The organism is Trinickia caryophylli (assembly GCF_034424545.1).
GTDB lineage: Bacteria > Pseudomonadota > Gammaproteobacteria > Burkholderiales > Burkholderiaceae > Trinickia > Trinickia caryophylli.
This window is the reverse complement of sequence record NZ_CP139970.1, coordinates 2,750,937-2,773,777: the sequence shown is the minus strand read 5'-3', so window position 1 is coordinate 2,773,777 and position 22,841 is coordinate 2,750,937. Positions and strand designations below refer to the sequence as shown.

General features: G+C 66.5%; 23 protein-coding genes. 11 read left to right on the top strand and 12 right to left on the bottom strand.

Features of this window, described 5'->3' with window-relative positions:
• Window positions 1-32: 32 nt before the first annotated feature.
• Together ilvA and queF are read left to right on the top strand one after the other, a co-directional pair.
• Window positions 33-1,559, top strand: coding sequence for a threonine ammonia-lyase, biosynthetic (ilvA, locus tag U0034_RS12500; RefSeq protein WP_085227920.1), 1,527 nt, complete (start codon window positions 33-35; stop codon window positions 1,557-1,559).
• A 34-nt stretch (window positions 1,560-1,593) separates the two neighbouring features.
• A complete protein-coding gene (queF, locus tag U0034_RS12495) occupies window positions 1,594-2,418 on the top strand; it encodes an NADPH-dependent 7-cyano-7-deazaguanine reductase QueF (RefSeq protein WP_085227919.1) in 825 nt (274 codons plus the stop codon).
• Window positions 2,419-2,475: 57 nt separating this feature from the next.
• On the opposite strand, the gene U0034_RS12490 is transcribed toward queF, so the two are convergent.
• Window positions 2,476-3,957: an N-acyl-D-amino-acid deacylase family protein gene (locus U0034_RS12490; RefSeq protein ID WP_085227918.1), complete on the bottom strand. Its 1,482-nt coding sequence runs from the start codon at window positions 3,955-3,957 to the stop codon at window positions 2,476-2,478.
• Between the two features lie 209 nt (window positions 3,958-4,166).
• On the opposite strand from U0034_RS12490, the gene U0034_RS12485 reads away from it, so the two are divergent.
• Window positions 4,167-5,444 (top strand): amino acid deaminase, encoded by a 1,278-nt coding sequence (locus U0034_RS12485; RefSeq protein WP_085227917.1) that lies wholly within the window; start codon window positions 4,167-4,169, stop codon window positions 5,442-5,444.
• 1 nt (window position 5,445) lies between these two features.
• On the opposite strand, the gene U0034_RS12480 is transcribed toward U0034_RS12485, so the two are convergent.
• Entirely contained in the window at window positions 5,446-5,913 is a 468-nt protein-coding gene (locus U0034_RS12480; RefSeq protein ID WP_085227916.1) for a MarR family winged helix-turn-helix transcriptional regulator, read from the bottom strand.
• A 47-nt stretch (window positions 5,914-5,960) separates the two neighbouring features.
• On the bottom strand, window positions 5,961-7,553 hold the full coding sequence (locus tag U0034_RS12475; protein WP_085227915.1) for an MDR family MFS transporter: 1,593 nt from the start codon (window positions 7,551-7,553) through the stop codon (window positions 5,961-5,963).
• 92 nt (window positions 7,554-7,645) lie between these two features.
• On the opposite strand from U0034_RS12475, the gene U0034_RS12470 reads away from it, so the two are divergent.
• Entirely contained in the window at window positions 7,646-8,479 is an 834-nt protein-coding gene (locus U0034_RS12470; RefSeq protein WP_085227914.1) for an EcsC family protein, read from the top strand.
• On the opposite strand, the gene U0034_RS12465 is transcribed toward U0034_RS12470, so the two are convergent.
• The 8 genes from U0034_RS12465 to U0034_RS12430 all read right to left on the bottom strand — a co-directional run bounded on the left by U0034_RS12465 (window position 8,446) and on the right by U0034_RS12430 (window position 15,359).
• Window positions 8,446-9,417 (bottom strand): alpha/beta hydrolase, encoded by a 972-nt coding sequence (locus U0034_RS12465; protein WP_085227913.1) that lies wholly within the window; start codon window positions 9,415-9,417, stop codon window positions 8,446-8,448. The two genes, U0034_RS12470 and U0034_RS12465, sit on opposite strands and share 34 nt — an antisense overlap.
• A 165-nt stretch (window positions 9,418-9,582) precedes the next feature.
• Window positions 9,583-10,020 carry a CHRD domain-containing protein gene (locus tag U0034_RS12460; RefSeq protein WP_085227912.1) on the bottom strand — a complete coding sequence of 146 codons (438 nt, stop codon included), beginning with the start codon at window positions 10,018-10,020 and terminating at the stop codon, window positions 9,583-9,585.
• Between the two features lie 108 nt (window positions 10,021-10,128).
• Entirely contained in the window at window positions 10,129-10,521 is a 393-nt protein-coding gene (locus tag U0034_RS12455; RefSeq protein WP_085227911.1) for a surface-adhesin E family protein, read from the bottom strand.
• A gap of 248 nt (window positions 10,522-10,769) precedes the next feature.
• Window positions 10,770-11,246 (bottom strand): transglycosylase SLT domain-containing protein, encoded by a 477-nt coding sequence (locus U0034_RS12450; protein ID WP_386092272.1) that lies wholly within the window; start codon window positions 11,244-11,246, stop codon window positions 10,770-10,772.
• Between the two features lie 255 nt (window positions 11,247-11,501).
• A complete protein-coding gene (locus tag U0034_RS12445) occupies window positions 11,502-12,362 on the bottom strand; it encodes an ATP-binding cassette domain-containing protein (RefSeq protein WP_386092275.1) in 861 nt (286 codons plus the stop codon).
• Window positions 12,248-13,117: an aliphatic sulfonate ABC transporter permease SsuC gene (gene ssuC, locus U0034_RS12440; protein WP_085227908.1), complete on the bottom strand. Its 870-nt coding sequence runs from the start codon at window positions 13,115-13,117 to the stop codon at window positions 12,248-12,250. Before ssuC ends, U0034_RS12445 begins: the two co-directional genes overlap by 115 nt.
• Window positions 13,118-13,151: 34 nt before the next feature.
• Window positions 13,152-14,309: an FMNH2-dependent alkanesulfonate monooxygenase gene (gene ssuD, locus U0034_RS12435; RefSeq protein ID WP_085227907.1), complete on the bottom strand. Its 1,158-nt coding sequence runs from the start codon at window positions 14,307-14,309 to the stop codon at window positions 13,152-13,154.
• A gap of 48 nt (window positions 14,310-14,357) precedes the next feature.
• The gene (locus U0034_RS12430; RefSeq protein ID WP_085227906.1) at window positions 14,358-15,359 is read right to left on the bottom strand and encodes a sulfonate ABC transporter substrate-binding protein; all 1,002 of its coding nucleotides are present in this window, start codon (window positions 15,357-15,359) and stop codon (window positions 14,358-14,360) included.
• A 572-nt stretch (window positions 15,360-15,931) separates the two neighbouring features.
• Here U0034_RS12430 and U0034_RS12425 point away from each other — a divergent pair.
• Window positions 15,932-16,441, top strand: coding sequence for a hypothetical protein (locus U0034_RS12425; RefSeq protein WP_085228109.1), 510 nt, complete (start codon window positions 15,932-15,934; stop codon window positions 16,439-16,441).
• Here U0034_RS12425 and U0034_RS12420 read toward each other — a convergent pair.
• Window positions 16,429-17,526 carry a glycosyltransferase family 9 protein gene (locus U0034_RS12420; protein ID WP_085227905.1) on the bottom strand — a complete coding sequence of 366 codons (1,098 nt, stop codon included), beginning with the start codon at window positions 17,524-17,526 and terminating at the stop codon, window positions 16,429-16,431. The genes U0034_RS12425 and U0034_RS12420 overlap by 13 nt on opposite strands.
• 336 nt (window positions 17,527-17,862) lie before the next feature.
• Between U0034_RS12420 and U0034_RS12415 the strand changes: the two genes are divergently transcribed.
• The 6 genes from U0034_RS12415 to arsB all read left to right on the top strand — a co-directional run bounded on the left by U0034_RS12415 (window position 17,863) and on the right by arsB (window position 22,833).
• Entirely contained in the window at window positions 17,863-19,203 is a 1,341-nt protein-coding gene (locus U0034_RS12415; protein WP_085227904.1) for an MFS transporter, read from the top strand.
• 274 nt (window positions 19,204-19,477) lie between these two features.
• The gene (locus U0034_RS12410) at window positions 19,478-19,951 is read left to right on the top strand and encodes a carboxymuconolactone decarboxylase family protein (protein ID WP_085227903.1); all 474 of its coding nucleotides are present in this window, start codon (window positions 19,478-19,480) and stop codon (window positions 19,949-19,951) included.
• Window positions 19,951-20,808, top strand: a complete 858-nt coding sequence (locus U0034_RS12405; protein ID WP_085227902.1) for a sigma-70 family RNA polymerase sigma factor — start codon at window positions 19,951-19,953, stop codon at window positions 20,806-20,808. The genes U0034_RS12410 and U0034_RS12405 overlap by 1 nt, the downstream gene beginning before the upstream one ends.
• A gap of 85 nt (window positions 20,809-20,893) precedes the next feature.
• The gene (locus tag U0034_RS12400) at window positions 20,894-21,223 is read left to right on the top strand and encodes an ArsR/SmtB family transcription factor (protein WP_085227901.1); all 330 of its coding nucleotides are present in this window, start codon (window positions 20,894-20,896) and stop codon (window positions 21,221-21,223) included.
• A gap of 53 nt (window positions 21,224-21,276) precedes the next feature.
• Window positions 21,277-21,723 (top strand): arsenic resistance N-acetyltransferase ArsN2, encoded by a 447-nt coding sequence (gene arsN2, locus U0034_RS12395; protein ID WP_158243525.1) that lies wholly within the window; start codon window positions 21,277-21,279, stop codon window positions 21,721-21,723.
• Between the two features lie 45 nt (window positions 21,724-21,768).
• A complete protein-coding gene (gene arsB, locus U0034_RS12390) occupies window positions 21,769-22,833 on the top strand; it encodes an ACR3 family arsenite efflux transporter (RefSeq protein WP_085227899.1) in 1,065 nt (354 codons plus the stop codon).
• The last annotated feature ends 8 nt before the right edge of the window (window positions 22,834-22,841 follow it).

Sequence of the window (22,841 nt, the reverse complement as noted above, 5' to 3'; positions counted from 1 at the left end):
GCAACAGCGAGCCCAGGCTCGCGCATCGTCCCATGTCCTCCTCCCACGACTATCTGAAGAAGATCCTGACGGCCCGCGTCTACGACGTGGCGCATGAAACGGAGCTCGAACCGGCGCGCAACCTCTCCGCGCGCCTTGCCAACAGCGTTTATCTGAAGCGCGAAGACAATCAACCCGTCTTCTCGTTCAAGCTGCGCGGCGCCTACAACAAGATGGTCCATATTCCGGCGGACGCGCTGGCGCGTGGCGTCATTACGGCTTCGGCCGGCAATCATGCCCAGGGCGTCGCCTACTCGGCCGCCCGCCTCGGCGTGAAGGCCGTCATCGTGGTGCCGGTCACGACGCCGCAGGTCAAGGTCGATGCCGTGCGCGCGCATGGCGGTCCGACCGTCGAGGTCGTTCAGGTCGGAGAGTCGTACAGCGATGCGTACGCGCACGCGGTCCAACTGCAGGAGGCACGCGGGCTCACGTTCGTGCACCCGTTCGACGACGCCCTCGTGATTGCCGGACAAGGCACCGTCGCAATGGAAATCCTGAGCCAGCATCAGGCGCCTATCCATGCGATCTTCGTGCCGATCGGCGGCGGCGGGCTGGCGGCTGGCGTCGCGGCGTACGTGAAGGCCGTGCGCCCCGAGATCAAGGTGATCGGCGTGCAAACCGAGGATTCCTGCGCCATGGCGCAGTCGGTCCGGGCCGGCGAGCGCGTGACGCTTTCCGAAGTCGGCCTCTTCTCCGACGGCACGGCGGTCAAGCTCGTCGGGGCCGAGACGTTCCGGCTTTGCCGCGAGTACCTCGACGACATCCTCACCGTCAATACCGATGCCCTGTGCGCCGCGATCAAGGACGTGTTCCAGGACACGCGCAGCGTGCTCGAACCCGCTGGCGCGCTCTCCGTCGCGGGCGCGAAACAGTACGTCGAGCGCACGGGGGTGCAGGCGCAGACGCTTGTCGCCGTCACCTCGGGCGCGAACATGAATTTCGACCGCATGCGCTTTGTAGCCGAGCGGGCCGAGGTCGGCGAGGCCCGCGAGGCCGTTTTTGCCGTGACGATTCCGGAAGAGCGCGGCAGCTTCAAGCGGTTTTGCGAGCTCGTGGGCGAGCGCAGCGTCACCGAATTCAACTACCGCATCGCCGATGCAACGGCGGCCCACATTTTCGTGGGCGTGCAGATCAGGAGTCGCGACGAATCGGCCTCGATCGCCCAGGCGTTCGAATCGCACGGTTTTCCCACGGCCGACCTCACGAACGACGAACTCTCCAAGCAGCACATCCGCTACATGGTGGGCGGCCGTTCGCCGCTCGCGCACGACGAGCGGCTCTTTCGCTTCGAGTTCCCCGAGCGGCCGGGCGCACTGATGAAGTTCCTGTCGTCCATGGCGCCGGACTGGAACATCAGCCTTTTCCACTACCGGAATCAGGGGGCCGACTACAGTTCGATTCTCGTCGGCATCCAGGTCCCCGCCACCGACAATGCGGCGTTCGAGCGTTTCCTGTCGACGCTCGGCTACCCGCATTGGGACGAAAGCGGCAACCCCGTCTACCGGCTTTTCCTGGCCTGACCGGCTGGAGCCCATACTGCGAGCATTGCTTTCGATGACGCCCGAACAATCCCCCCTCGGCAAGGCTTCGAGCTACACCGAGCAATATGACCCGACGCTGCTCTTTCCGATCGCGCGCGGCATCGCGCGCGAGCAGATCGGCATCGGTGCCCGGTTGCCGTTTTTCGGCACCGACATCTGGAACGCTTACGAGCTGTCCTGGCTGAACGCACGCGGCAAGCCGCAAATCGCCATCGCCACGTTCTTCGTGCCGGCGGAATCGCCGAATATTGTCGAATCGAAGTCGTTCAAGCTCTATCTCGGCTCGTTCGCGCAAACGCGCGTCGAGTCGGCCGATGCACTGCGCGAGATGCTCAAGCGCGATGTGTCGGCCGCATGCGGTGCCACGGTTTCCGTGCGGCTCGCGGCGCCCTCCGAATTCCACGCGCTCGAGTTCGACGAGCTCGACGGCCTCTCGCTCGACCGGCTCGATCTCGAGGCCGACGTCTATCATCCGGACCCGGCGCTGCTCACCGCCGCACACGACGAAGCGCCGATCGAGGAAACGGTGTTCTCGAACCTGCTGAAGTCGAACTGCCCCGTGACGGGCCAGCCCGACTGGGGCAGTGTGCAGATTCACTACGTCGGCCCGCAGATCGACCATGCGGGTCTCCTGCGCTACATCATTTCCTATCGCAACCATACGGGCTTTCACGAGCAGTGCGTCGAGCGCATCTTCATCGACATCCTGCGCGAATGCAGGCCCGTGAAGCTTGCCGTCTATGCGCGCTACACGCGCCGCGGCGGGCTCGACATCAATCCGTTTCGCACCAACTACAACCTGCCGATGCCCGACAACGCGCGCACGGCACGGCAGTAGATCAGATCGAATCGAATCGAATCGAAGCGCAAGCAGCGAGGGCGCTCGGGCACGCGCTCAGAACCCACCCGGGCCATCGCCGGCCGCAATCGCCCCGCGCGCGACGAAACCGCCCGCGCGAGCGCCCGTGGGCATGCCGTCGCGGTAGCTGAGCACGCCGTTCACCCATACCGCCTCGATCCCGTCCGCCGCTTGCCGCGGACGCTCGAATGTCGCCGCGTCGCGTATTCGGGCGGGATCGAAAAGCACGAGATCCGCCCGGTAGCCCTCGCGCAGCCGGCCGCGCCCGGCAAGCCCGAAACGCCGCGCGGAAAGGCCCGTCATCTTGTGGACCGCCGCCTCGAGCGGAATCAGGCGCTGGTCCCGGGCGTAGTGCCCCAGCACGCGTGCGAACGCGCCCCATAGCCGCGGATGCGGCAGCGGATCGTTCGGCAGGCCGTCCGAGCCGATCATCGTTGCCGGGTGCGCGAGGATGCGCCGTACGTCGTCTTCCGACATGTTGTGATAAACGGCGCCGGCCGGCTGCAGCCGCGCGGCGGCCTCGCGCTGGCTCGTGCCCCATTCCGACGCGATCTCCGAAATCCGCTTGCCGGCGGCCTCGGGGTGCGGTGTCGACCAGGTCACCGTGATTTCGATATCGCCCGTGACCTGCTTCAAGTCGAGCGTGGACGAACTACGGTCGTACGGATAGCAGTCGCAGCCGATCGGCTGCAGCCGCCGTGCGCCCTCGAGCGCGCCGAGCACCTCCGCGCTGCGGCCCCAGTTGCGCGGCCCGGCGCATTTCAGGTGCGAGACGACAACCGGTACCCGCGCGTGACGCCCGATCCGGCAGGCTTCGTCGAATGCCTCGAGAATCGCGTCGAACTCGCTGCGCATATGGGTCGTGTAAAGCGCACCGGCTGCGGCGAGCGGCTCGGCAAGCGCCATCACCTCCTCGGTCGGCGCCGCGCTGGCGGACCCGTAGGCCAGCCCCGAACTCAGGCCGAGCGCGCCGTGCGCGAGCGCATCGGCCAGCTCGGCACGCATCGCCGCGATCTCCTCGGACGTCGCGGCGCGGTCCAGCCGATCCATATGATTGTTGCGCAGCGCGGTGTGACCGACGAGCGCGGCCACGTTGACGGCCGGCCGCGCGGCTTCGACCGCCTGCACGTAAGCCGAAAACGTCGGATAGCGGAACTCGTCGCGCTCGCCGAGCAGGTTCATCGGATCCGGCGGGTCGCTCACCAGGCGCACCGGCGAAGCGCTGATGCCGCAGTTGCCGACCACCACCGTCGTCACACCTTGCGAGAGTTTCGGCAGCATCTGCGGCGCACGGATGACATGCGTGTCGTCGTGCGTATGGACGTCGATGAAGCCAGGCGCCAGCGCCCGCCCGCGGGCCTCGATGCGAGCGGGCGCCGTCCAGGCGGCAAGCTCGCCGATCGCGGCGATCTGGCCCGCGCGCAAGGCCACGTCCGCCTGCACCGGCGGGCCACTGCTGCCGTCGTACACCGTCGCGCCGATGATGAGCGTATCGGCCGCTTCGCCTTGCGCTTGCATACGTCTCTCCTGTCGAGGCTGAAATCGGGAAATGCCAGGGGCCGGGGAGGTGCCGGTGTGCCGGTGTGCCGGTGCCCCCGCAAACGTTCAACGATCCTACTCGTACGTTCTGTACCATGCACGCATGGCGTGTATCTTCACAGGCACGCGCCAACGCGTCGCCCGGCGCTAGGGACGGGCAGAGAACGCCACCACTCATCAGGACCGCCATGAAGATCACCTATCAGACCGCGACGATCGATCCGACCAGCAAAGGCCTGGGTCCGGTGCCGAGCGCAAGCGTGCCGCTCGAGCAGGCCGGCAATCTCGAATGGAACGTGCTCGACGAGGACGTGAGCCTGCCGGCCGCTGTGCTCTACGCCGACCGGATCGAGCACAACCTGAAATGGATGCAGGCGTTCGTTGCCGAATACGGCGTGAAGCTTGCGCCGCACGGCAAGACGACCATGGCGCCGCAGCTCTTTCGCCGTCAGCTCGATACCGGCGCGTGGGCGATCACGCTCGCCACCGCGCACCAGACGCGCGTGGCCTACGCGGGGGGCGTGCAACGCGTGCTGATGGCGAACCAGCTCGTGGGACGCCGCAACATGGCGATGATCGCCGAGCTGCTGACCGATCCCGATTTCGAATTCTTCTGCCTCGTCGATTCGGCCGATGGCGTCGACGCGCTCGGGAACTTCTTCAAGGCGGCGGGCAAACGGCTGCAGGTACTGCTGGAGGTGGGCGTACCCGGCGGGCGCACGGGGGTGCGCGACGATGCCCAGCGCGATGCGGTGCTCGCCGCGCTCGACCGCTACCCGGGCACGCTTGCGCTTGCAGGCGTCGAACTGTTCGAAGGCATCCTGCAGGACGAAGCCGGCGTGCGCGAGTTCCTGCGCCGCGCCGTGCAAACCACGCGCGCGATCGCGACGCAAGGCCGTTTCGCGCGCCAGCCCGCGATTCTCTCGGGCGCCGGCTCCGCCTGGTATGACGTGGTAGCCGATGAGTTCGCGCAGGAATCGAAGAGCGGGCTCGTCGACGTGGTGCTGCGCCCCGGCTGCTATCTGACGCACGACGTTGGCATCTACAAGAAAGCGCAAGCCGGCGTCCTGGCGCGCAACCCCATCGCGCGCAAGATGGGCGAGGCACTGCTGCCCGCTCTACAACTGTGGGCCTACGTGCAATCGATTCCCGAGCCCGATCGCGCGATCGTCGGTTTCGGAAAGCGCGATGCCGCCTTCGATGCGGGCTTTCCTGTGCCGGCGCGCCACTACCGGCCGGGCACCGCACCCGCACCGCGCGAGATCGGCGCAAACGAGGGCTGGGAGATCACGGGCATGATGGATCAGCACGCCTATTTGCGCATCGCCCCCGGCGCGGACCTGAAAGTGGGTGACATGCTTGCCTTCGACATCTCGCATCCTTGCCTGACGTTCGACAAATGGCGGCAATTGCTTGTCGTCGATGCGCGATATCGCGTAAACGAGGTCATCGAGACCTTCTTCTGACTTAGCGCGCGCCGGCTTCGTCGAGCGCGGTGCCGATGTCTTCGGACCCGGCCACCTCGGCAATGCGCGCTTCGAGCTGCTCGAGCCCGCCCGCGAGCGCGGCCAGCGCCGCATCGGGCAGCGCCCCCATCGTTTCGCGCAGAACGGCGTCGCGGCGAGGCAGACTTTCCTCGACCACGGCCGAGCCTTCGGCCGTGAGCCGCACGTTCGTGATGCGGTTGTCGCGCGCGTCGACGCTGCGCGCAATCCATCCCAGCGCCTCGAGCGCCTTGAGCTGCCGCGTCAGCGAGCCGGGATCGATTCGCAACTGCTCGACGAGGCGCTTTTGCGAACATTCGTCCGGCGACGCGAACAACGCGCGCAAGATGCGCCAGCGCGGCATCGGATGGCCGACGCGGGCTTCGAACACCGACATGAAGCTGCGGTAGGTACGGCCGAACTGCTGCACGATTGCGACATAGTCTTCCATCCGATCCGTCCCTTTCCACTTCCTTTTTGCTTTCGAGCTGCCCGCCGCTACTCTGCCACAGGCGCGGGCTCGACCGCACGCGCGATTCTGACGTGCGGCACGCGCTTGCATTGCCAGAGCGACACGAGCGCGATCACCATGGCCACCGCGATGCCCGCGTGGATCGCCCCGACGAGCGCTTCGCGCGCGAGCTCGATCAGCGCGGGGCCGTCGAGCCCGGCGCGCGCGAGTTGCGCCACGAGTTCGCGCTGAGCATCCAAGTTGACCAGGATCTGCGGGTCGCGCATCGGCTCGAACCAGTGCGTGCCGCCCGCCATCTCGAGCGCGTCGCGCACGCCATGCGCGTAAAGGCGGGTGACGAGCGTGCCGGTGATGGCCGTGCCCACCATTCCGCCGATCATGCGCAGGGACTGCAACAGGGCAGTGGCAATGCCGAGATGCTCGCGGCCCGCCGTCTGCTGCGCGAACACGGTCAGGTTCGGCAGCACGAACCCGAGGCCGAGCCCGCCCATCATCATGAACGTCATCAACAGCGGGTGCGGCATGGTCCGCTTGGCGAGGACCGTGCCAAAACAGGCAAGCGCGACGAGCACGAACCCGACGTAGAGCATCGTATTCGGATGGCGGACGCGCGTGACGATTCGCCCGTTCGTGATGCTGCCGATCGTGATGAAGACCACGAGCGGCGTGATCACGAGCCCCGCGTCGCGCGGCGAGAGTCCGAAGCCCCCCTGCAGCAGCAGCGGCGCGTAAAAGAGCAGCGAGAACATCGCGAAGCCCGCCAGCACCGACAATGTAAAGAGCGCGGCGAGGCTGCGGTTGCGGAACATGTCGAGCGGCAGCAGCGGATGGTCGCACCGGCGTTCCCATGCGAGCAGCGCGGCGGCGCTGGCGACGCCCGTCACGGCGAGCGCGGCGACGGCCGGCGAAAACCCCTCGTGCGCGAGCGCTTCGACGAAGAGCTGCAGCGAACTGAGGGCGATCGCGATCAGCAGCGCACCGGGCCAGTCGAGCCGCACACGGCCCTCGTGCTTCATATGCCGGATGTGCGGCAGGTACCGCCAGACGAAGAACAGCGACAGGAGCCCGACCGGCAGATTGACGTAGAACGCCCAGCGCCAGCCCCAATACTGCGTGAGAAAGCCGCCGAGCGAGGGGCCGATCGCATTGGCGATGCCGAATGCCGAGCTCATCATGACCTGCCAGCGCAGGCGGACGACCGAATCGGGGAAAAGATCGGCGATGCAGGCGAACGCCGTGCCGACGAGCATGCCGCCAGCGACACCCTGCAGCCCCCGCGCGAGAACCAGAAACAGCATGCTGTGGGCCGCCCCGCACAGTGCGGAGGCGCCCGTGAAGAGCGCGATCGAGACGATGACGAACGGCTTGCGACCGTAATAGTCGCCCAGGCGCCCGAAGATCGGCACCGTGATCACGGAGGTCAAAAGGTAAGAGGTGGCCACCCAGGCGTAGAGCTCGAAGCCCTTGAGTTCCGCGACGATCGTAGGCAGCGCCGTGCCGACGACGGTCTGATCGAGCGCGACCAGCATCGTCACGAACGAGATGCCGATCATGGCCAGCAGCGACTCCCTGAACGGCAGCACCTGAGCACGCGAATGGACTGTTTGATGAACGGCCATCTTTTGTCAACGCAATCGTTGATTGATCAAATGATTTTGGATGATAGCATAGGGTCAACCCGGATGCCGGGCAACCGAATCGAAGGCGGACGATGAAACCCATTCCCACTGCCGCCGGCCGCCTGGACGCCGACGACCTGAGCGCACTCGCGCTGGCCAAGCGATCGCTCGAGCGCGAGCCGCTTGCCATGAAGCTGGCGGGGGCGGTCGGAACACCGGTCGAAAAACTGCTCGAGCGCCTACCCGCGGTGGCACACGAGACGATCGCGACCGCTACGCGGCGTGCGCTCGAAAAATGCCTGCAGGCGGCACTCGCAAGCGTGGGCGGCCAGGCGGCTTCGCGGCACGGCTCGTCGCGCGACGTCTGGCACAAGCTCGCTGTCGCCACGACCGGGGCCGCCGGCGGCGCATTCGGGCTGCTGGCCTTGCCCGCCGAGCTGCCGGTCACGACCACGCTGATGTTCCGCTCGATCTGCGAGATCGCGCGCAGCGAGGGCGAAGACCTGTCCGACCTGGAAACGCAACTGCAGTGCCTCGCCGTCTTCGGGCTCGGCGGCGGCGCGCGTCGAACCGACGAGGAAGCCGACTTCGGCTACTTCGTCGCGCGCGGCGCGCTGGCGCAAGCGATCTCGAAGGTGTCGTCCGAATTCGCGTCGAAGAGCGCCGCCGCGCACGGCACCCCAGCGCTGCTGCGCGTGACGAATGCGATCGCGGCCCGCTTCTCGGCACAAGTCAGCGAGCAGGCGGCAGCGAAATCGATCCCCGCGATCGGCGCGGTGCTCGGCGCACTCGTCAACACCGTGTTCATCGACCATTTCCAGCAAACCGCGCACGGGCATTTCACCGTGCGCCGCCTCGAACGTCGCTACGGTTCCGATATCGTCAAGCAAGCCTACGAGGCCATCGAGCTTTCACTGCGCAATTGAGCGAGTCGAGCGCCGCGCGCGCCCGCGTGGCGCCGCGCGAACGCCGCTGCGCGTTCGAGCGAGCGGCGCGCCTCCGGCACGAACGGCGCGAAGATCTGCCAGACATGAGGCATCTTCGGCCAGATCCGGAAATCGACTTCGACGCCGGCGGCATGCGCCCGCGCGGCTGCGCGCCGCGCATCGTCGAGCAGCACCTCGCTCGCGCCGGCCTCGATCAGGAGCGGGGGCAATCCCGTGAAATCGGCGTAGAGCGGCGACACATAGGGATGTCGCGGATCCGCCCCGCCGACGTAAAACCGTGCCGCGCGAGCGACGGCCGCGCCGCGAAACATCGGATCGGCGCCGTCGTTGGTGGCGAGCGTCGCGCCCGTGGCGGCAAGGTCGGTCCAGGGCGAAAAGAGGAGCGCGGCGGCCGGCAGCGGATCGCCCGCATCGCGCAGCGCGACGAGTGTCGCGAGCGCGAGCCCGCCGCCCGCGGAGTCGCCCGCAATCACCACCGACCCGGGCGGGGCACCGCTCGCGATCAGATGCCGGTACGCGGCCAGCGCATCGTCGAGTGCGGCGGGAAACGGGTGTTCCGGCGCAAGCCGGTACGCCAGCGAGAACGTTCGCGCACCGGTGAGCACGGCCAGTTGGAAAACGAGCGAGCGATGCGATTTCGGCGAGCAGAAGTAATAACCGCCGCCATGCAGATAAAGCACCGTCATGCGCGGCCCCCCACCTGCCATCTCGCCAATGGGCTCGAGCCATTCTCCGAGCAGCGGCGCATCCTCCGGCCGATAGCACTCGCGCAGGCGCCAGCCGGCCGGCACCTTCGGCGCCCACACGCGTGCGGCGGCGCGCAGGCGCGCGCGCTCTACGTCGACATGCGGTTTTTCCGTTTCGGGGCGGAACTGCCTCTTCAGCACCCAGCAGACGAGCGCACTTTGCCAACTCATGACAGACGCCCTCCGACGTGCCGATGCGACGGAATCACGATCGTACGTGCGATTCGCCTGCAACGACCATTCGGGCAGTGGAAGGATGACTCGAAAGCGCGGCGCGCCGCTGCCGCGCGAGTTCGCGCCGCCGGCGTGCACAACGCGCCGGAGGGCTTGCCCGGGTCAGTGCCCCGGCATCAGTTGGCCGCGAATCTCGCCGCCCTTGTTCTTCGCCGTATGAACGTTGAAATACCACTTGGCCGTTTCCAGATCGCTGACCTGGGCATCGGTCAGCGTCTGCTCCCCCGAAACGGAACCGGACGGCGCCTCGGGCACCTTGACGGGAATGACCGGCCCGGCGTTCTGCCCGACCGGTGCGGGCCCGTGGAAGTGCGCCGCGGTAGCCGGCCCGGTCAGCCCTTCATAGGACACCTTCCATTTGAACAGCTTGGTCGAGGTGTCGAGCGTGGCGTCCACCTTGCCGCTGCCCTTGCTCGTCGTCGGCGGCACCTCGGTCGACGGCTCCAGATTCGCCTTGAAGACAACCTGCTCGGCATGGGCCACACCGGTCGCCATAACTGAAAACAGCACGGCCATGCTGAGTTTCCGAATGACTTGCATCGTGTTCTCCTGTCGGTGGATGCCGCCCGCGTAGGAAAGACGCGCACTGCGACGCGGCGCCCCACATATTAGTGCAAGCCGCGAGAACAGGCAGAGATACGCGCAGGCTCAACAGACCTTGCGGAACATGAGATCGACGACCGTGCCGGGGCCGATCGCGCTCCAGTCGGGATCGGCCGGGTGCACCGCGCCGGCCGATGCGCCGCTCGCGGTCAAATAATGCGTATCGAGCGCGCGCCACTGCTTGTGGTCGCAGTCGATCTGGTAGTGCGTGACGGAAACGGCAACCGGCTGGGACGCCCCCGAAACCTTCGCGGGCACCTTCCAGGTGGTCTTGGCGACGTATTCGACGTAGCCCTCGGGATTCGTCGCAATGCTGTCGCTATCGACCGCGTACGAGAGATCCTTCGCGCTCGACAGATAGGTCCATTGCGTGGCTTGCGCATAGACCGCTGGCGTGAGCGACAAGAAACAAAGCAGTAATAGACGGAGCAATTTCATTCGTAGTTCCTGGTATTCGAAATTGGCCCACCTACGTCGATTTGCTTATCGTTTCTTCTTGTTGGAGGCGTATGCATGCGGAAGGAATCAGCGTAAAGCGCCGTGGCACCGGCGTGTCGCCGATACGCGGCATACAACCTTGTTGCATTCTAGCAGAGCGTTCCACCGCATCCGACACCCGCATATGTATTAGAGGCCAATTCCGATACAAGATCTGCAAAAAAAGCGGAAGCACACTACCGGCGAATTCAGTGGGTAACGACTACATCGCTTGCGCCGACACCGAGTTCGAACTCGCGCGCATGCACGCTCACCTTGCGCGCATAGGCGCTCGATCCGCCGTAACTCTTCAGCGCCGCGGCCACGTTGCCGCGTGCCGATTCGAGATACCCGCGCAGGATCGCCGAGCCCACCTCGATGTTGGCCGAGGGCTCGGTCAAGTCGACATTGCGCACAAGGCCCCGATGCGCGCCGGGCACGACCTGCATGAGGCCCGTCGCGCCGTTCGCGCCGCGTGCTTTTTCGTGAAAGCGGGATTCGATCGAGATGATGGCCAGCACCAGCGCCGGCGGCAGCGAATACTTCGAGGCCGAGGTCATCACGGCCGTGCTGATCTCTTCGGCCTTCGCGCGTGCCAGGCCGAACTTTTCGACGAGCAGCGCCGAAATCCGGTGCCGTTGCGCGGGGGCGGCCCCGCGCTCGCCGGCAATGTCGCTCGCCGCAATAGGGCTCGCGGCCGCCGTGCTCACCGACGCAGCGGACGCCGCGATCGCGGCCGAACCGGCATGCGCGCCCATTGCATCATTCTCCTCGGCCACGGCGTACGTGAGGAGTCCGAAAGAAATCAGCAGCGAGCAAAGGAGTCGGCTCATCGGATCAGCAGGGAGTCAACGGACCGGCATTATAGCGGCGCCATTAATCGCTGATCATGTCCTAATTCAGTACTCGATTAATTAGGGTTGAGTCCGGGGAAAAACCGCTCAGCCGGCTTGCGCCGCCGGCTGCAGGATCCTCCCGAGCACGGCTTGCTCGATCTCGGCGAACGCGGCCGTAGCCCGCGCCCGCGGCCTCGGCAGATCGATCCGCCGATCGAGCGCGATGTGGCCGTTCTCGATGAGCACGACCCGCTGCGCGAGCGCGACGGCTTCGTGCACGTCATGAGTGACGAGCATCGCCGTGAAGCCGTGCTCGCGCCACAAGCGCTCGACGAGCGCGTGCATCTCGATGCGAGTCAACGCGTCGAGGGCCCCGAGCGGTTCGTCGAGCAGCAGCAAATCGGGCCGGTGCACGAGGGCGCGCGCCAGCGCCACGCGTTGCCGCTGCCCGCCCGAAAGCGTCGCCGGCCAGTCGTGCGCGCGCTCCGCGAGCCCCACCTCGGCCAATGCCGCCCGGGCATCGGCGCGCGCCGAGCGCGGCAGGCCCAGCAACACGTTGCCCAGTACGTTTTTCCAAGGCAAGAGCCGCGCCTCCTGATACATGATGCGCGTGCGCGGCGGCGCACCGCCTGCCGCCGCCTGCCCGGCCACCTCGAGCACGCCTTCGTCGGGCAGCTCGAGCCCAGCCACGAGTCTCAGCAACGTCGACTTGCCGCAACCGCTGCGCCCGATCACGGCCACGAAGCTGCCCCGCTCGATGCCGAGCTCGAAGCGATCGAGCACGGCGCGCGCGCCATAGCGCTTGGTCACCGCATGCAGATGCACCGCCCCTGCCTCGCCGTTCAACGTGGTCATGCCTTCGCTCCCGTCAATCCGAGCCTGGTGCGCGGGCGCCCGCCCGCGCGCCGCAGCAAGCGCGCGAGCCGGCCACCGCCCGCGCGCCGCACCTCGCGCGCATGGGCGCAATGCCAGGGCAGCAGCCACCATTCGAGCCAGCGCGCGAACAGGTCCGCAAACTTGCCGAGCAACGCGTAGAGCAGAATGCCGACGACAACCACGTCCGTCTGCATGAACTCGCGCGCGTTCATCGTCATGTAACCGATGCCGGATTGCGCCGAAATCGTTTCCGCGACGATCAGCATCACCCACATGAAACCGAGCGCGAACCGCACGCCGACGAGGATCGACGGCAAGGCGCCGGGCAGGATCACGTGCCGATAGAGCGCGACGCCGCGAAGGCCATAGCTTTTCGCCATTTCGACGAGATTCGCGTCGACCGAGCGGATTCCGTGAAAGGTATTGATGTAGACAGGAAAGAATACGCCCAAGGCGACGAGAAAGAGCTTCGCCTCCTCGTCGATGCCGAACCAGAGGATGACGAGCGGAATCATCGCGAGCGCCGGAATATTGCGGATCATCTGCACCGTCGAATCGAGCGCCGCTTCTACGGGCCTGAAGAGCCCTGTCGCCAGACCGAGCGCGAAACCGATGCCGCCCCCCGCAGCGAAACCGGCCAGCGCCCGCCCCGTGCTCATCTTCACGTCGACCCACATCTGTCCATCGCGCATTAATGCCCACGCCGCCTGCGCCACCGCCAGCGGCTCCGGCAGGATGCGCGCGGAGAGCCAGCCCGCTCGCGCACTGGCCTCCCACGCCAGCAGCATCGAGACCGGCACGATCCATGGCACGACGCGTTTCATCAGGAGTCCTCTCAATGTCATCGTCTTTCCTTTCGATTGGCGTACAGCCGGCGCATCAGCTTTGCGAAACGTTCGGCAGATAGTGGTTGCCGACGATTTCGCCGAACGGCCCCGAAAGCGAGGCATCGACGCGCTCGCGCACCCGCCCGGGCAGCAGCGGAAAAACGAGTTCCGCGAAGCGGTAGGCCTCTTCCAGATGCGGATAGCCGGAAAGGATGAAGGTGTCGATGCCGAGATCCGCATACTCGGTCATGCGCGCGGCCACTTGACGCGGATCGCCGACGAGCGCCGTGCCCGCGCCGCCGCGCACGAGCCCGACGCCGGCCCAGAGATTCGGATAGATTTCGAGCGCCTCGCGCGAGCGGCGCTGGCCGCCATGCAGCGCCGCCATCCGCCGCTGTCCTTCGGAGTCCATTCTCCCGAACGCCGCCTGCGCCCGTGCGATCGTCTCGTCATCGAGGCGGCTCACGAGCCGCTCGGCGTCGGCCCATGCTTCGTCGGCCGTCTCGCGCACGATCACATGCAAGCGGATGCCGAATTTCAGCTCGCGGCCCTTGCCGCGTGCCTTCGCACGCACGTCGTCGATCTTCGCCGCGACGGCGGCGGGCGGCTCGCCCCAGCTCAGATAGGTATCGACGTGCTCCGCCGCGACTGCGTGGGCCGCGGGCGACGATCCGCCGAACCACAGCGGCGGATGCGGGCGCTGAACCGGGCCGAACAGCAACTTGCCGCCTTTCGAGCGCAGGTGCGCGCCCTCGTAGTCGACCGTGCCGCCAGCGTCGAGCGTCGTGAAGTGGCGCCGCCAGATGGCGAGGAATTCGTCGGCGATGCGATAGCGCGTATCGTGATCGGCGAATATGCCGTCACCTTCCAGCTCCGACGGATCGCCCCCCGTCACGATGTTGATCAACAGCCGCCCGCCCGAAAGCCGGTCGAACGTCGCCGCCATTCGTGCGCTGAGTGCGGGCGAACTGAGCCCCGGGCGCACCGCTACGAGGAACTTGAGCTGGCGGGTCGCCGCGATGAGGCTCGAGGCCACGACCCAGGCGTCCTCGCACGAGCGCCCGGTCGGCAGCAGCACGCCTTCGTAGCCGAGCGTGTCGGCCGCCACGGCGATCTGCCGGAAGTAATCGTATGTCGCGGCGCGCGCGCCCTCGGACGTGCCGAGATAGCGGGTGTCGCCGTGTGTCGGGATGAACCAGAACACTTTCATGGTGCCGCTCCTTTTCTCTTTTCTTCCATTCCCTGCTCGTCTTGCCGTTCAAGCGAGCCATTGCGCGTCTTTCACCGCGATCTGCTTCGGGATCAGCTTCAGTTCGGCAAACGTGTCGGCGATCGCCTGCTGCGAAGCGAGCACCGTCGCGCCGACGGGCTGCGCGCCGTAGGAGGCGCGGCGCGCGGCCACCTCCACGGTGGCCGCGTCGAGCCCGACGAGCGGCGCGAGTTCGCGCGCCACCTCGGCGGGATACGCACGCGCCCAGGCATCCGCCTCGGACAGCGCGTCGATCACGGCGTGTACGAGCTTCGGCTGCGTCTCGGCAAAGCGGCGCGACGCGAGATAGAACTGCGTGTTGTCGACCACCCCCGTTCCGTCCGCGAGAATCCTCGCCCCGGTTTGCCGCTCGATGGCCGCGAAATACGGATCCCAGATGACCCATGCGTCCACGCTGCCCTGCGTGAAGGCCGCTCTCGCATCGGCGGGGGCAAGATAGACGGGACGGATGTCGGTGTACGCAAGGCCTGCCCGGTGCAGCGCCCGCACGAGCAGGTAGTGCACGTTCGATCCCTTGTTGAGCGCGACGCGCTTGCCGCGCAGACCGGCAACGGTCCTGATCGGCGAGTCCCGAGCGACCACGATCGCCTCGGACGTGGGCGCTGGCGGTTCGTTGGCGACATAGACGAAGTCGACGCCGGCGGCCTGCGCGAAGATCGGCGGCGTTTCGCCGACCGTACCGAAATCGACTGCGCCCGCGTTCAGCCCTTCGAGCAACTGCGGGCCCGCCGGAAACTCGAGCCACGAAACCGTCACGCCCGCGCCCGCGAGGCGTTTCTCGAGTGTGCCGCGCGCCTTCACTAGCACGAGCGAACCATACTTCTGATAGCCGATGCGCAGGGCGCTGCCGCCGGCTGCGGCGGCGCGCGCAATGCCGCCGAACGGCAGGCCGCCGGCTGCGGCCGCGAGCGTGGCCGAGCCGAGCACGGCGGTCTTTAACCAACGGCGGCGCGCCGGCTCTTGCCGGGGGAAATCGAAATCGAACGGCATGGCTTCTCCGGCGACGCGGGATGCGCGTCGCACTCTTTCGACATAGGTCGTACTGGGTTGAACGGAACGGGCCGCCTGAAGCGGCGACAGGAGGGATCAGTCTAAAAAGCGCGCGCCGCGGATGGAACGATTGTTTTCAGCTTTGCTCTTGACCGATCGTGATAACGCGCTGCAAGCGTCATCGGCTGGCACCGGGTGCGCCCTTTCCGGTTCGTTGTCGAGCGATCTAATTTATTTATCGCACTGGCGTATCATCGACACTCCCGGCCACGCATGCTCACCCGTCTTTGGATCCCGTAGATGCTTGCGACGCGCGGCTCTTCGTTCCAATCCGGCGCGCCGCCAGGCCTCGAACCCGCCCCCCGCGCACATTCTTCCGGCCGTAGCGCTGGTTTACCCGCTCCTTCTCATGCCGGATCGCCGGGCCTACCTTCGTATCCCGGGTGGCCTGCCGTCGTCGTCGTGCGAGCCCCCATCGGCTAACGGTTCCTTTGATCGAAGGATTGCGGAGAATGAACGTGGACAGCAATTTCAGCACGAACGGCAAGCCCAGCGGCGGCACGCGCGCATCGATGCCGGCCGCCGCCCCCGGCGCGGGAACGATCGTGCGCATCGGCGCGCAGGCGGGCCTCATAGGCGGCATCGTCATCTGGATTTACGAAGCGCTCGTGTGGGTCGGCGCGCAGCATCTGCTGCCGCTCGCCGGCATCCCCCGCAATGCGACCGGCCTCGTTTTCGGCAAGCACGCGCAGGAATCGCTCGGGGTCTTCGCGTATGTGGCGGGCACCGGCATCCACTTCTTTTTCGCCATCGCCTGGGGCGTGCTCTTCGCGGCGCTCTGGCCTTACTTTCAGCGCCGCGGCTACGAAGCGACGTTCGTCGCGCTCTTTTATGCCGTCGTCGCGTGGATCGTCATGCATGGGGCGATCATGATCGCCGGAGACAATCACCCGAACTATTACGACCCGGCCGTCATCATCGGCGGATTCATGTCCCACTTCTTTTTCACCGTGCCGCTTGCGCTCGTCGTCAAGCGCAAGCTGGCGCTGGCGCTGCCAACCGTACCGCCTCAGGCCGGATAGGAAACGATCGGGTCGCGTTGCACGGCACCTCGCTCGTCGCCGAACATCGCATCGGTCACAGTCAGCGCGCGATAGGCCGCCTGCACGAGCGCGAGGTCGGCCGCGCGGCTGCTCGATTGCACGTTGCGCAGCGCCGGCAACGGCAGCGGCACGCTCACGCAGTGCGGATAGTCGCGCACTCGAAGTTCGGGCGCGACGGTCGTGAAGAACGCCGTGGTGGGGACGTCGAATCCGGCCGCGACGTGCACGGCGGCTGTGTCGACCGTGAGCAGATAGGACGCATGCTTCACCCATGCGAGAAAGTGCGCGGTATCGGGGGACAGCGCCTGCACGTCGACGTACGCGGGGTGCGCGCGAACAAGCGGACCGAAACCGAGGACCGGCAGCGAGAAACGCTCGGCAAGCCGCTCGACCCACGCGCTCTGCTGCTCGGGCGGCATGCTGCGCACCGGCGTGCTGGCCGTCGGGCAAAAAAGTACATAAGGTCGTGCCTGCCAGCCGCCCGGCAATGCGGGCAAGGCCAGATCCGCGAGCCAACGGTTGGCCTTCTCGGCCGGCTCGATCCCGGCGGGATCGACGCCCAGGGCGGCCAGGAAAAAGTCGATCATCGGCATCGACATGAACGCCGGCCAGAACAAATGATTGCCGACGTCGATATGAAGATCGCCTGCGCGCAGCCGCGCGAGCGGCCATGGCAACGTACGCCTGTGAGCGATGCGGCCCTCGGCGAGCGCATAGAGCGCTTCGACGTAGCGCGGGGCGCATGCCGGGCGGTACAGCGTCATGCGCAGATCCGGATACCGGCGGCGAACCGCCGCCAGGGCGCTCAAGCCGATGATCGAATCGCCCAGCGTCACGCCCATGCCATTGATCACGTGCACCTCGGACGCCGTTGCATAGTCGATCGACAACGCGGGGAAAACGCCCCGATGCACGCCGTCGCCAGCACCGATGCCACGATAGCCGACAGCCGCCGCCCCTCCTCCGTCCGACTGCTCGAGGTCGTACGAAGCGACGATGAGCCCGCCCTCGGAAAGCAGCGAGCCCTCTACGGTCAATGCTTCATCGGGTTGCAGGAGCGTCATTTCAAGTGGTTCGCTATCGTTCGCTACGGTTCGCTATCGTTCGCTATCGTTCGCTGTAGTCCGCCGGGGTCTGCGGTAGTCCGCTGTCGCCTCCAGCCCGCGGCGAGTCGTCGCAGGGGGGCGCCAGCCGAAGGATACCGAACTCCGGGCCGGCACGTGTGTCTCACGCGCACTCGCCGCTGGAGCAGGGAAAGCCGCGGAACAGGCCGACGCGAAACGTTTCGCCATTCGTTTCGCCATTCGTTCCGGGGTATCACGCGCGCCCTGCTCCTTGCGCCCCCCGATTCATCGTGCCCGCTCACGCACCATCGAACCCCGTCAGCGCCCTGGATTGCCATGAACGACGATCGCTCCACCGCCGCCGGCCAGCCTCTCTCCGCTACACGATTCGAGGCTCCCCCGGCTGCGCCCACTGAAGGGCGGCTCGACGCGGCGCTCATGAAGGACGTGCTGGCGGCTTCGCTGGTCAACGGTCTTGCGCTCTTCGATTTCATCGTCTTCGGCTTCTTCGCCGCCATGCTGGGCGATCGGCTCTTTCCGTTTACCGCCCCAATGAGCGCACCGCTGCTCGTGGCCGCAACGCTCGGCGCCGGTCTGCTCGCCCAGCCGCTCGGCGGCATCTTCGTCGGGGCCTACGCCGAGCGTCGCGGCAGACAACGCGCCGTGCTGCTCGGTGGCGGGCTCGCAACCGCGGGCACCGCCATGCTCGTGCTCAGTCCGTCCCATGCGCAGGTGGGGCTCGCCGCGCCGGCGATCGCCGTCGTTGCACGCCTGCTCCAAGGCATCGGTCTGGGGGGCGTCGGCGGCCCCGTCGCCGCGCTCTTGATGGAAGCCGCGCCGCAGCGCCGGCGCGCGCTGCTGCTCGGCTGCCGACTGGCCGGCAACGGGCTGGCGCCGTTGCTCGGCGCTTCGCTCAGCCTGCTGATGACCCATCTGCTCACGCCCGCGCAATTGTTCGCATGGGGATGGCGCGCCGCCTTTGCCGCGGGCCTGCCGCTCATCGGCGCGGCCTGCTATCTGGGGCGCCGCCAGCCAACGCCGGGCAGCCCCGGACAGGTCGCGAACCCGCTTGCGCCGATGTGGCGCGCGCATCGCGGCACCGTATTCAAAGGCGCGCTGCTCATGGGCTTCCCGGCCGTGCCGCTTTACACGTTAGTCCATATCATGCCGGCCTACATTGCCGCGCCGGCTCGAGGGCTCGGCTCGATGACGAGCCTCGCCGCATCGGCACTTTCGGGATCGCTGCTGATCGTGCTCGGACCGCTTTCAGGCCTCGCCGTCGATGCATTACCCCGGCGCAAGCCCCTGCTCCTCGCGTCGATCGCCGGTGCCGCCCTCGGCGTTTATGCGCTCTTTCGTTGGATGCCGGGCGCGGACCCAACCGCCTGGTTGTTCGCGAGCATCGGCCTCATCACCGCATTGAGCGCGCTCGGCAGTTGTGCCGCGACGGTTCTCGTACTCGAGGCGCTGCCACGCGAGTTGCGAGCCTGCGGCTACGGAGCCGCCTATGCGCTCGGCAGCGCGTTGTTCGGGAGCACGGCAGGGTTCATCGTCACCGCGCTGATGAAATGGACCGCGACGCCCATGTCGATGGCGTGGAACGCGATCCTCTGCTGCATGCTCGGCGCCTGTGCGGCGATCGCGCTCGAGGAAAGGGCACCTGCTGCCGCGCGCTAGCGAGCCTCGCCATCGTCGGCCCCAGGCGCGGCATGCCGTGCGCCAGGGCCGGGTTGCAGGTATCGCGTCGGTCTCGTTTCTTCCCCGCATAAGTCGGCCTGCGTCCGGATGACGGCTACACGGACTTTCGAGGTCTATACGGCAGCCGATCGCTGCCGGAACCCGCGCCTCCCGGGGCACTTTCGGTGCACCGATCGAAATTGTCGTTTCGGATGTCACGCTCGGCGTCGGCAACTCGTCTTGTCAGTGCAATCCATTCGAAAGGAGATGAACCATGACTGCCAGACTCGACCTGTTCGCCACCGCCCCCTCGCTGATGAAGTCCTGGATGAGCACGTCGCTCGCCGCGGCCGCGAGCCTCGAGGCAAGCCTCGTTGCGCTCGTGAAAATCCGCGCCTCGCAGATCAACGGGTGCGCGAACTGCATTAACATGCACACGGCCGAAGCTCGCCAGAACGGCGAGACCGAGCAGCGGATCTACCTGCTCTCGGCGTGGCGCGAGGCGCCTTGCTTTACCGACCGCGAACGCGCGGCCCTGGGTTGGACCGACGCGCTCACGCGGCTGTGCGAAGGCGCGCCGCTCGATGGCCCGCGCGCCGCGCTCGGACAACACTTTACCGAGGAGGAGCAGGTGAAGCTCACGCTGATGATCAACGTCATCAACGGCTGGAATCGCCTTGCCGTCGGTTTTCACCTTTGGGTCGAGCCGGAGGAGGCCAAGGCAACGGCTGCCCCGGTGGCCGCGTAATGACGGGGCCGGAAATAGCGGATGCCGCGGCGAGCTTCGGCCCGCTGCGGCCCAAGCTGATCCGCGTCGCGTACCGGATGCTCGGCTCGGTCGCAAGCGCCGAAGATATCGTGCAGGACGCGTTCCTGCGCTGGATGAGCCTCGATCGCGGCGAAGTGCGAGTGCCCGAAGCGTTCCTTCGGCGCATGGTCATGCGGATGTGCCTCGACGAACTCAAGTCCGCACGTCATCAGCGCGAAACCTATCTGGGCCCCTGGCTGCCCGAGCCCGTCGTCGAGGACAACGAGCAGGAAGACGTCACGCTGCCGCTGATGCTCGCGCTCGAACGCCTGTCTCCGCTCGAGCGTGCCGCGTTTTTGCTGCACGACGTATTCGGGCTCGATTTCGACGAAGTGGCCGCAACGATCCAGCGCGACCCCGCCGCATGCCGCCAGTTGGCGGTGCGGGCACGCACTCACGTGCGCGAATCGCGTCCGCGCTTTCGCATCGAGAAAGCGCGCGGGCTCGAGCTCGCGAAAGCGTTTTTTGCGGCGTCTCGCAGCGGCGACATGAGCGGGCTCGGCGCAATGCTCGCCGCCGACGTCAGCCTGCATGCGGATGGCGGCGGCAAGCGGCCGGCGCTTGCCGAGCCGGTGTTCGGCTTCGACGAAGTGATGAAACTGCATGCCAGGCTATCGGCCGTCCTCAGGCAAAACGGCTCGACGTTCGTGCGGGCGGCATTCATCAACGGGCTGCCCGGCTTCGTCACGCTGGAGGCGGACGGCGAATTGCAAACGACCGCGCTCGAGATCGAGGAGGGCAAGGTCGCCGCCATTTACGTCGTGCGCAATCCCGACAAGCTGCGGCACCTGCATTAGGCGATGCGGGCGGGCGACGCCCATTGCGCGCCCCCGCCCGCATCCGCCCGTTGCTCGATTTCCATTATTCGACTATATTTGAATAATGGAAACAGAAAATGCGCTCGAAGCACTGGCCGCCCTCGCCCACGGCATTCGCCTCGCTGTGTTTCGTCTGCTCGTGCAGGCGGGCCCGGAAGGCCTGCCCGCCGGCCGCATCGCCGAATTGATGGAGACGCCGGCCTCGTCGCTGTCGTTCCATTTGAAGGAACTGCACCGCGCCGGTCTGCTCGTCAGCCGTCAGCAAGGCCGCTCGATCATTTACATGGCGCAGTTCGAAACCATGAACGCATTGCTCGGCTACTTGACCGAAAACTGCTGCGGCGGCAATCCCTGTTCGCCCGTGTCCCGATGTTCCGTTGCCGCACCGTCCTGAGCCATCGTGAAAAACGTTGCTCATCCACGCAGCCACCCATTCAGCGAGGCGAGATGAATGCGATCCGTCCCGGCCATTCTGGAGATTACGAAGCAATCGTCTCGCTGCTCGAGCGCGATGGCCTTCCCGTAGCCGATTGCCTGCCCGAGCCGCCGGTCGAGTTGCGCTTTTTCGTTGCCGAAGACCCGGTCGAAAGCCGGCTGGCCGGATGCATCGGCCTCCAGCATGTCGGTGAAGTCGGCCTCGTTCGCTCTTTCGTCGTCTCGCCCGACCATCGCAACCGCGGTATCGGTGCGCAGTTGCTCGAGGCCCTGCACGCGCACGCGCGCCGCACGGGTATGAGCCAGCTCTACCTGCTGACCACCACGGCATCGGCGTTCTTCGCCCGTCACGGCTACCGGGCAATCCCGCGCGAAACCGCGCCAGCAGCCATTCGGGCCTCGACCGAGTTCTCGTCGTTGTGTCCCGCGTCCGCCGTGCTGATGACTCGCTCGCTTTGAATTCGACATGCCCGACCAAACCTTCCCTCATGCGGGAGCACGACCATGAGTTCGATGCAGCACCGCGCGGCTGAAACGCAAGACAGCGCCATCGGCTTCTTCGAGCGCTATCTGACCGTCTGGGTAACCCTTTGCATCGTTGCGGGAATCCTGCTCGGCCAATGGCTGCCCGGGCTGTTCCTCACCGTCGGCGCCATGGAAGTGGCACAAGTGAACCTTCCCGTCGGCGTGCTGATCTGGATCATGATCGTGCCGATGCTGATCAAGATCGACTTCGGCGCCATGGGGCAGGTGGCCGCTCAGTGGCGCGGCATCGGCGTCACCCTCTTCGTGAACTGGCTGATCAAGCCGTTCTCGATGGCGCTGCTCGGCTGGCTGTTCGTGCGCCATCTCTTTGCGAGGTGGCTGCCGGCCGATCAACTCGACAGCTACGTGGCCGGATTGATTCTGCTGGCCGCCGCGCCGTGTACCGCCATGGTTTTCGTCTGGTCGCAGTTGTGCAAGGGCGATCCGTATTTCACGCTGTCGCAGGTGGCGCTCAACGATACGATCATGGTCGTGGCCTTCGCGCCGGTCGTCGGTCTGCTTCTCGGGCTGTCCTCGATTTCCGTGCCGTGGGCCACCCTGGTCACCTCGGTCGTGCTTTACATCGTCATCCCGGTCGCCATTGCGCAGGCCGCCCGGCGGATCCTGCTCGCACGCGGCGAAGCGACGTACCGGCGCGCCGTGGCCGCGTTGGGCCCGTGCTCGATCACGGCACTGCTCGCCACGCTCGTGCTGCTGTTCGGATTCCAGGGCAAAGCAATCGTCGAGCAGCCCCTCGTCATCGCGCTGCTTGCCACGCCAATTCTGATCCAGGTGCTTCTGAACGCGGGGCTGGCTTACGCCCTGAACCGCCGCCTCGGCGTGGCCCATTGCGTGGCCGGCCCTTCGGCACTGATCGGCGCGAGCAACTTCTTCGAGCTGGCCGTGGCCACCGCCATCAGCCTCTTCGGCTTTCGATCCGGCGCGGCATTGGCCACCGTCGTCGGCGTGCTGATCGAGGTGCCCGTGATGCTGTTCGTCGTGGCCGTGGTCAATCGTTCGCGGCGCTGGTACGAATCACACTGAGGAACCGT

Bases quoted from the DNA above. Each gene is read 5' to 3' on its own strand.
- ilvA (WP_085227920.1), top strand. From the start codon at position 33: ATGTCCTCCTCCCACGACTATCTGAAGAAGATCCTGACGGCCCGCGTC.
- queF (WP_085227919.1), top strand. From the start codon at position 1,594: ATGACGCCCGAACAATCCCCCCTCGGCAAGGCTTCGAGCTACACCGAG.
- U0034_RS12490 (WP_085227918.1), bottom strand. From the start codon at position 3,957: ATGCAAGCGCAAGGCGAAGCGGCCGATACGCTCATCATCGGCGCGACG.
- U0034_RS12485 (WP_085227917.1), top strand. From the start codon at position 4,167: ATGAAGATCACCTATCAGACCGCGACGATCGATCCGACCAGCAAAGGC.
- U0034_RS12480 (WP_085227916.1), bottom strand. From the start codon at position 5,913: ATGGAAGACTATGTCGCAATCGTGCAGCAGTTCGGCCGTACCTACCGC.
- U0034_RS12475 (WP_085227915.1), bottom strand. From the start codon at position 7,553: ATGGCCGTTCATCAAACAGTCCATTCGCGTGCTCAGGTGCTGCCGTTC.
- U0034_RS12470 (WP_085227914.1), top strand. From the start codon at position 7,646: ATGAAACCCATTCCCACTGCCGCCGGCCGCCTGGACGCCGACGACCTG.
- U0034_RS12465 (WP_085227913.1), bottom strand. From the start codon at position 9,417: ATGAGTTGGCAAAGTGCGCTCGTCTGCTGGGTGCTGAAGAGGCAGTTC.
- U0034_RS12460 (WP_085227912.1), bottom strand. From the start codon at position 10,020: ATGCAAGTCATTCGGAAACTCAGCATGGCCGTGCTGTTTTCAGTTATG.
- U0034_RS12455 (WP_085227911.1), bottom strand. From the start codon at position 10,521: ATGAAATTGCTCCGTCTATTACTGCTTTGTTTCTTGTCGCTCACGCCA.
- ssuC (WP_085227908.1), bottom strand. From the start codon at position 13,117: ATGACATTGAGAGGACTCCTGATGAAACGCGTCGTGCCATGGATCGTG.
- ssuD (WP_085227907.1), bottom strand. From the start codon at position 14,309: ATGAAAGTGTTCTGGTTCATCCCGACACACGGCGACACCCGCTATCTC.
- U0034_RS12430 (WP_085227906.1), bottom strand. From the start codon at position 15,359: ATGCCGTTCGATTTCGATTTCCCCCGGCAAGAGCCGGCGCGCCGCCGT.
- U0034_RS12425 (WP_085228109.1), top strand. From the start codon at position 15,932: ATGCCGGCCGCCGCCCCCGGCGCGGGAACGATCGTGCGCATCGGCGCG.
- U0034_RS12420 (WP_085227905.1), bottom strand. From the start codon at position 17,526: ATGACGCTCCTGCAACCCGATGAAGCATTGACCGTAGAGGGCTCGCTG.
- U0034_RS12415 (WP_085227904.1), top strand. From the start codon at position 17,863: ATGAACGACGATCGCTCCACCGCCGCCGGCCAGCCTCTCTCCGCTACA.
- U0034_RS12410 (WP_085227903.1), top strand. From the start codon at position 19,478: ATGACTGCCAGACTCGACCTGTTCGCCACCGCCCCCTCGCTGATGAAG.
- U0034_RS12405 (WP_085227902.1), top strand. From the start codon at position 19,951: ATGACGGGGCCGGAAATAGCGGATGCCGCGGCGAGCTTCGGCCCGCTG.
- U0034_RS12400 (WP_085227901.1), top strand. From the start codon at position 20,894: ATGGAAACAGAAAATGCGCTCGAAGCACTGGCCGCCCTCGCCCACGGC.
- arsN2 (WP_158243525.1), top strand. From the start codon at position 21,277: ATGAATGCGATCCGTCCCGGCCATTCTGGAGATTACGAAGCAATCGTC.
- arsB (WP_085227899.1), top strand. From the start codon at position 21,769: ATGAGTTCGATGCAGCACCGCGCGGCTGAAACGCAAGACAGCGCCATC.